The following is a 7,541-nucleotide window of genomic DNA, read 5'->3' on the forward strand; positions in this document are numbered from 1 at the left end:
GAACTCGAGCGTGAACTCTCGTCTCGTCTTCGCCATCCGACACCTTCCCCGCTCAGCATGAGCGTATCAGAGGTGTCCGCGATGCCGAGGGAGGATCAGCTGGGTCTTGGCTGGGTCTTGGCTGGGTCTTGGCTGGGTCTTGGCCGGCACACCGACCCTCCCGAATCGGTTTCGGAGGGGCGCGGCGTCCGCCGGAGTTCTCGGCCTTCCGGGGATCCAGGGCAATGCCCGGCCGGGCCGGCGCCGCTCCGGAACCGGGACGACGTTCGGGCGTAGCCGCCGGGTAGGGCCCCTTCGGCCCGCTCGTCCCGGAGCCCCGACCATGCGTCCCGGTCCCGCCCCGATCCTCGCCGTCCTCCTGTCGACGCTCCTCTTGCCGACGCTCCTCCTGCCGACGGCCCTGCTGCTGGCCGCCCCGGCCGAGGCCCGCCGGCAGGCCGCGCCCCCCGCCGGGCGACCGCATCACCGCGCGGCCTCCGACATGGACCTGACCCTCGCCCGCATGGCGGCGCGCGACCGTCCGCTCTGGCGGGTCTGGCAGCGGCCCCGGCCCCTCGCCCGCACGGTCGCGCCGGCGACGCGCGAGCGGGTCGCGGCGCCGCCGCTCACGGGCTGGGGCTACGGCGGCACCGTCCCGGGTGCCGCGCCCGGCTTCTGAACCGCCTCGACCCGGGCCCGGCCGCCTGCCATGGTGCGGGCGACCGCAGCGGCCCGAGACGGACACGATGGTGCTGGAGTTCCGCCTGGACGATCCGACCCCCGCGGATCCGCGCCGCCGCTGGGACACCCTCGCGCAGGAGGCGCGGGACGCCTGCTACGACAACACCCGCGCGGTGGCCGACAGCGCCGCCCAGGTGGCCGCCCGGGACGCGGCCTCGGCCGCCTATCGGGCGGCGCATCCGGCCGGCCTCGACGTGCCCTACGGCCCCGGCGCCCGCAACGCCCTCGACCTCTACCCGGCGCGGGACGCGGCGGCGCCCTGTCTGGTCTTCATCCACGGGGGCTACTGGCAGCGGGGCGCCCGGGAGCTGTTCGCCTGCTTCGCGGAGGGCCCGAACGCCGCCGGCTGGTCGGTGGCGATGGTCGGCTACACCCTGGCGCCGGAGGCGGGCCTTTCCCGGATCGTGGCGGAGATCGGCGCGGCCCTCGACTGGCTGGCCGCCCACGGGGCCGCGCGCGGGATCCGCGGTCCCCTGATCCTGTCGGGCTGGTCGGCGGGCGGGCTGCTCACCGCGATGCAGCTCGGCCATCCGGCGGTGGCGGCGGGTCTGGCGATCTCCGGCGTCTACGACCTCGCGCCGATCCGCCAGACCTCCCTGGACGCCAAGCTGAGTCTCACCGACGGCGAGATCGAGACCCTGTCGCCCCTGCGGCTCCCGGTGATCGCGAAGCCGCTCTGCATCGCCTACGGCTCCCGCGAACTGCCGGCGCTGATCCACGACGCCCGCAACCTGCACGCCCTGCGGGCGGCGGCCCACGCCCCCGGCTCCCTGCTGCCGGTCCCCGGGGCCGAGCACTTCTCGGTGCTCGACGCCCTGCGCCGGCCGGGCGGGCTCCTGGTCCGGGCGGCCCACGCCCTTCTCGAGGACTGAGGCCCCGGCCGGCAGCCCGGACCGCACCCGGACGAGCCGGGGGGATGACGGCGTGCAGATTTGCAACTCCCGATAGAAATTCTGCATCGCCGAGGCCCGTTTCCGCCTTGCTGAGGCCTGCCCCGCGTGCTGAGACGGGATCGCGGGCACGATCTCCCTCCACCGGGAGCCGGCCGATCCCAGGGAGATCGGATGCAAGCGGTCGCGCGATCGGAATCCCTTGCGGCGCCCTGCGCCGGCCCCGCGGACCGGACCGGCCGCCGCGGCGGATGGCGTGACCGGTGGCGCGCGCCGCGGCTGCGCGTCGTGCTGGCCCTCGGTTTCGGCACGCTCGGCTTCCTGACGACCCTGACGCTCGCCGCCCTGGTGAGCCGCGAGGCGACCCGACGGCTCGAGGCGGAGGTCGGCGGCCAGCTCGCCGAGATCGCCGGTCAGATGGCCCGGGGCCTCGATATCGGGATGTTCGAGCGCTGGCGCGACATCCAGATCGCCGCCGCCTCGGACAGTCTGCGCGATCCCGGGACCGGAACGGCCGCCAAGCGCGCCGTGATGGAGCGGCTCCAGGCGACCTACCCGGCCTACTCGATCATCGGGCTGATCGACGCCGACGGGCGCTTCTCCGTCACCAGCACCGGCGCCCTGGAGGGCGCCGACGTCTCCGGCCGCGACTATTTCCGCGGCGGCCGCGCGGGCCCCTACGTGGGCGACGTGCACCCGGCCAAGCTCCTCGAGGCGCTGATGCCCCCGGACGAGGCCGCCGCGCGCGCGGCGTCGCGCGAGCCCCTGCGGCTCCTCGACGTCGCGGCGCCGGTGCGGGCGACGGACGGCCGCGTCCTCGGGGTGCTGGCCGCCCATCTCGACTGGACCTGGGCGCGCGACATGGCCCGCATCCTCGAGGCTGGCCTCCGGGGCCACCGCCAGGGCGCCGAGATCCTGATCCTGTCCCGCGACGGCACCGTGCTCCTCGGGCCGCCCGCCCTGCAGGGCGCCCCCCTGCCCCGCTCGGTCCTGGCGGGCGGCCGGCCCCTCGATCCGGAGGGCACGAGCCGGGTCGGCCCCTGGCCGGACGGCGCCGCGTATCTCAGCGCCCGCGCGTCCACGGCCGGCCACCGCGACTATCCGGGCCTCGGCTGGCAGGTGGTGGTGCGGCAGACGGCCGACCGGGCCCTCACCTCGGTGGCGGCCCTGCGCGGGGGCATCCTGGCGGCGGGCAGCGCGGTGGCCCTCGCGGCGGCGCTGCTCGCGTGGCTGCTCGCCGGCCTGATCGCCCGCCCCCTGCTGGATCTGGCGGTCGCCGCCGAGATCCTGGGCCGCGACCAGCCCCTGCCGACGCTGCCCCGCTCCCTCGTGCGCGAGGGCGCGACGATCGCCGACGCCCTCGCGGCGGCGGCGGACGAGCGGGCCCGGCGCGCCGAGACCCAGCGGCTGCTGATCGACGAACTCAATCACCGGGTGAAGAATACCCTCGCCACCGTGCAGGCGATGGCGGCGCAGAGCCTGAAGAATCTGGGCGCCGGCGCGGCGGCCGGGCGCGACGCCTTCGAGGCGCGGCTCCTCGCCCTGTCGCGCGCCCACGACATCCTGACCCGCGAGAGCTGGGCGAGCGCGGATCTGCGCGGCATCGCCGCCCAGGCGGTGCGGCCCTTCCTGGGTCCGGACCCCGCGGGCGGCGATCCGTCGAGCCGGGATTCCTCCGGTCGGGAGACTTCGGATCGTGACCCTGCGGACCGGGACGCTCCGGGTGCGAACACCCCGCGCATCACCCTGGACGGCCCCGACCTGCGGCTGCCGCCCGAGGGCGCCCTCGCGCTCACGATGATCCTGCACGAATTGTGCACCAACGCGGTCAAGCACGGCGCCCTGTCGGTTCCGGGCGGGCGGGCCGCGCTGGCCTGGACGGTGGAGGCGGGTCCGGACACCGAGACCCTGCGGCTGACTTGGCGCGAGTGCGGCGGCCCGCCGGTCGTCTCGCCGTCGCGGAAGGGGTTCGGCACCCGCCTGCTCGAGCGGGGCCTCGCCGGAGGCAGGACCGCCAGCCTCACCTACGAGGCCGGCGGCCTCGTCTACGTGGCGGCCAATCCCCTGCCCGCGGCGCGTCTCCACACCGGACGGGCCTGACCCCGCTCCGGCCCGGGCGACCGTCGTCCCGACCGCACCCGACAGCGCGCGCGTCCGCGGTGCGAGGGCGGCCGCGCGGCCCTGCGCGCCGCGGACCCGCGCCGTCGGCGCCAGATCTGTCCTTAATCCCGGCCCCTCTCTCAAGATGGACAAAGATGTGCGCGGACGCACACGATAGTACTTACGCCACGGATTAAAGCTTTCGTCGATACAATGTGCCGATGCGCACACGCTATTCCGAGAATGTAGACTAGGGTCGACTTATCGGCAGGGATGCGGTGTCCCTCGCCACAAGTCGAACAGCGAGGAAACGTCATGATCCAGTCCCGCACCCAGTCCCGACATCTCCCGGTTCGCGGCCGCGCGGCCGGTCCCGCCTTCGGCCTCGCCCTCCTGGCCGGGATCCTCGGAGCGCCCCTGGCGGCGCAGGCGGGCGAAGGCGGCGGCGGGAGCCGTCAGGCCGCCGGCGGCGGCCACATGAGCTCCTACATCAACGACCCGCACCACGACCCGCGCTCGCTGCACTCGCAGCGCTCCGGGTCCGGGCAGCTCCTCGGGGCGCCGATGGTTCACGACAGGGCCGGGGCCACCGTGGCGCGCGGCCAGGTCGTCGACCCGCACTGGGCCTCCGGAACCGCGGAGCGCCGCCGGGTCCGTCGCTGAGACTTCGGAGGCCGGGCCTCCGACGCGACACCCGACACGTCACCCGACACCGAGACCCGCCGCCCGGCCCCTCCGGCCGGGCGGAGCCGACCGAACACCGCTGCGCGCTCCGGCGCATCGCCCTTCCCCGTTCTCGCCTTCCGGTTCTCCCGGCCTCAGGGACCCTTCATGAACAACCTCATCCAGGGCATCGCCAGCTTCCAGGGCAGCGTCTTCCCCGGCCAGCGGCAGATGTACCAGCAGCTGGTGCGCGACGGTCAGCACCCGAGCGCGCTGATCATCGCCTGCGCGGATTCCAGGGTCTCGCCCGAGCACATCACCCAGGCGGGACCCGGAGACCTGTTCGTCTGCCGCAACGCCGGCAACATCGTGCCCCCGGCCTCCGACGTGGTCGGCGGCGTCTCCTCGGCGATCGAGTACGCCGTGGTGGCCCTCGGCGTGCGCGACATCGTGGTCTGCGGCCACTCGGATTGCGGCGCCATGAAGGGGCTGATGAACCGGGACCTGCTCAAGCGGATGCCCAGCGTCGCGGCCTGGCTGCGCCACGCCGAGGCCGCCGAGCGGATCGTCTGCGAGGCCTATCCCGAGGGGATGGACGCCCAGGCCCGCCACCACGCCCTGGCCCTGGAGAACGTGGTGGTCCAGCTCGCCAACCTGCGTACCCATCCGAGCGTCGCCGCCGCCCTGGCCAAGGGCTCCCTGCGGCTGCACGGCTGGTTCTTCGAGATCGAGACCGGTGCCCTCCTGGCCTACGACGGCGCGAGCGGGCAATTCCGGCCGATCGCCGGGGCCGACATGCCCGTGGCGCAGGATTCCTCCGCCAGCAGCTGCCTGCAGGCGGCCTGACCATGCGCGCCCCCGGCCGCCTGACCACGAGCCTGCAGAGCGCCCTCGCCCCGGACGGCGCCGTCCGGGCGAGCCTCGCCCGGGACCTGCCCGCCTCCGTGGTGGTCTTCCTGGTGGCGCTGCCCCTGTGCATGGGCATCGCCATCGCGTCCGGCGTGCCGCCGGAGCGCGGCCTCATCACCGGCATCGTCGGCGGCATCGTGGTCGGCCTCCTCGCCGGCTCGCCGCTCCAGGTCAGCGGGCCCGCCGCCGGGCTCGCCGTGATCGTCTACGGGTTCGTGCAGGCGCACGGTCTCGACGCCCTGGGTCCCGTCCTGGTGGTGGCGGGCCTCGTCCAGCTCGTCGCCGGCGCCCTGCGGGTCGGCGGCTGGTTCCGGGCGATCTCGCCGGCCGTGGTGCACGGCATGCTGGCCGGCATCGGGATCCTGATCGTGCTGGCCCAGATCCACGTCCTGACCGACGCCCTCCCCCGGGCGAGCGGCCTCGACAACCTCGTGGCGATCCCGGCCGCGTTCTTCAACTTCGTCAGCGGCACGGGCGACCGCACCGGGGCCGTGATCGTCGGCGGGATCACCATCGCGGCGATGATCGCCTGGGAGCGGCTGCGCCCGGCGCGGCTCCGGCTCCTGCCCGGGGCGCTCGTCGGCGTGCTGGCGGGCAGCCTCGTGGCGGGATTCGGGGATCTCGCCGTCAAGCGCGTGGCGGTGCCGGAGGCCCTGTTCTCCGGCCTCGCCCTGCCGGCGGCCGAATCCTGGGCGCGCCTCGCCGAGGCCGAGATCCTGATCATGGCCCTGGTGATCGCCGTGATCGCCAGCGCCGAGAGCCTGCTCTCGGCGGCCGCCGTCGACCGGATGCACGACGGCCCCCGCACCCAGTTCAACCGCGAACTCGGCGCGCAGGGCATCGGCAACCTGATCTGCGGGCTCGCCGGCGCGCTGCCGATGACCGGGGTGATCGTGCGCTCCTCGGCCAACGTGCAGGCGGGCGCGGTGAGCCGCGCCGCCACAGTGATGCACGGGACCTGGATCCTGGCGTTCCTGCTCGCGCTGCCCTGGCTGCTGGCCCTGGTGCCGACCGCGAGCCTCGCCGGCATCCTGGTGGTCACCGGCTGGCGGCTGGCGAGCCCGGCCCACGCCCTGCACCTGCAGGCCCGCTACGGCTGGCTGACCGCGGCGATCTGGCTCGCCACGATGGCCACCGTGGTGGCGGTGGACCTGCTCACCGGGGTGCTCACCGGCCTCGCCCTGAGCCTGATCCAGGCCCTGCCGAGCCTGCGCAAGGGACGGCTCCGGATCGAGCACGCGGCGGCCCCCGAAGTGCCCGGCGTGCCGGAGCTGCGCCTGTCGGGGGCGGCGACCTTCCTGCAGCTGCCGAGCCTCACGGCGGCCCTGGAGCGGACCCCCGCGGGCGGCGAGGTCCGCCTCGCCACCGACAACCTCGCGGCCATCGACCACACCTGCCTGGAGATGATCGGCGACTGGGCGAGCCGGCGCAGCGCCGGCGGCAGCCGGATCGCCGTGGTGGGCGGGTCGGGTGTCCCGCACGACCGGCTCGCCGCCGCGGTGGCGGCCCCGGCGCACTGAGGACCCTGGCGCCCTCCGCCGGCGGCGAGACCCGTCGGGCGGAGGGCGCGCCGCCCACCCGGGGCGGTTCGCGGTGCCCCGGCCCGAACCGACGGCCCGAAACGACGGCGCGGAGCCGTTCCCGGCGCGATCGGGAGCGGCTCCGCGCCGCGTCCGCACCCGGTCGCCGGGCCTCCATTCCCGGACGACGGCGGCCCGCCGCGCGGGCCGTCAAGGCTGTCCTGTGTGGATGGCTCCCGCATTGCAAGTGGCGAATTGAGCTTCTGACGCGTTGGTCGGGTGCAGTCTTGTGTCCGGCCTGTTGATGCAGTCGTTCATGTTGACCGCTGGCCCTGATGGTATCCGCTGGGTCCCACTCTGCTTTGCGGGCTATGACGCCCTGGACAGCCGGCGGGGTGTCCCGGCTCCCGGTCTGACCGGTTCGCCATCAACTCTCATCGTCCTCGCAACCTGGAAACGTCTCCTTTGCGTGCTGTCAGGCGGCCGTGGCCGCCGGTGCGCGGTAGGTGCCGCCGCGGGTCATGATCGCCCAGGCGACCCGCGCCGTGCGATTGGCCGCCGCAACAGTCACCACGCGCACCGGCTTACGCTGCAGCAGCGCCGGCAGCCGCGGGTCGACCGAGGTCGGTGTCGTCTTCGCACGCCGGATCAGAGAGGTCATGCCGACTACGAGCAGCCGGCGCAGGTAGCGGTCGCCCATGCGCGAGATCCGGCCCAGGCGCTCCTTGCCGCCACTGCA

7 protein-coding genes are annotated in these 7,541 nt (G+C 74.8%); 6 read left to right on the plus strand and 1 reads right to left on the minus strand.

What is annotated here, in order from left to right:
- Positions 1 to 322 precede the first annotated feature (322 nt).
- From ASG32_RS28155 to ASG32_RS28180, 6 genes are all read left to right on the plus strand, one after another.
- Complete coding sequence (locus ASG32_RS28155; RefSeq protein WP_056532879.1) at positions 323 to 658, plus strand: hypothetical protein; 336 nt, start codon at positions 323 to 325, stop codon at positions 656 to 658.
- 67 nt (positions 659 to 725) lie between these two features.
- Entirely contained in the window at positions 726 to 1,592 is an 867-nt protein-coding gene (locus ASG32_RS28160) for an alpha/beta hydrolase (protein WP_082558081.1), read from the plus strand.
- A gap of 192 nt (positions 1,593 to 1,784) precedes the next feature.
- Positions 1,785 to 3,710: a sensor histidine kinase gene (locus tag ASG32_RS28165; RefSeq protein WP_056532882.1), complete on the plus strand. Its 1,926-nt coding sequence runs from the start codon at positions 1,785 to 1,787 to the stop codon at positions 3,708 to 3,710.
- 315 nt (positions 3,711 to 4,025) lie between these two features.
- The gene (locus ASG32_RS28170) at positions 4,026 to 4,373 is read left to right on the plus strand and encodes a hypothetical protein (protein ID WP_244492266.1); all 348 of its coding nucleotides are present in this window, start codon (positions 4,026 to 4,028) and stop codon (positions 4,371 to 4,373) included.
- 168 nt (positions 4,374 to 4,541) lie between these two features.
- Positions 4,542 to 5,219 (plus strand): carbonic anhydrase, encoded by a 678-nt coding sequence (locus ASG32_RS28175; protein ID WP_056532884.1) that lies wholly within the window; start codon positions 4,542 to 4,544, stop codon positions 5,217 to 5,219.
- Between the two features lie 2 nt (positions 5,220 to 5,221).
- Entirely contained in the window at positions 5,222 to 6,802 is a 1,581-nt protein-coding gene (locus ASG32_RS28180) for a SulP family inorganic anion transporter (protein WP_056532886.1), read from the plus strand.
- 475 nt (positions 6,803 to 7,277) lie between these two features.
- Here the strand turns inward: ASG32_RS28180 and ASG32_RS28185 are convergent.
- On the minus strand, positions 7,278 to 7,541 hold a 264-nt coding region (locus ASG32_RS28185), incomplete at its 5' end, for a transposase (protein ID WP_157862094.1).

This window comes from Methylobacterium sp. Leaf361 (genome assembly GCF_001424445.1).
Lineage (GTDB): Bacteria > Pseudomonadota > Alphaproteobacteria > Rhizobiales > Beijerinckiaceae > Methylobacterium.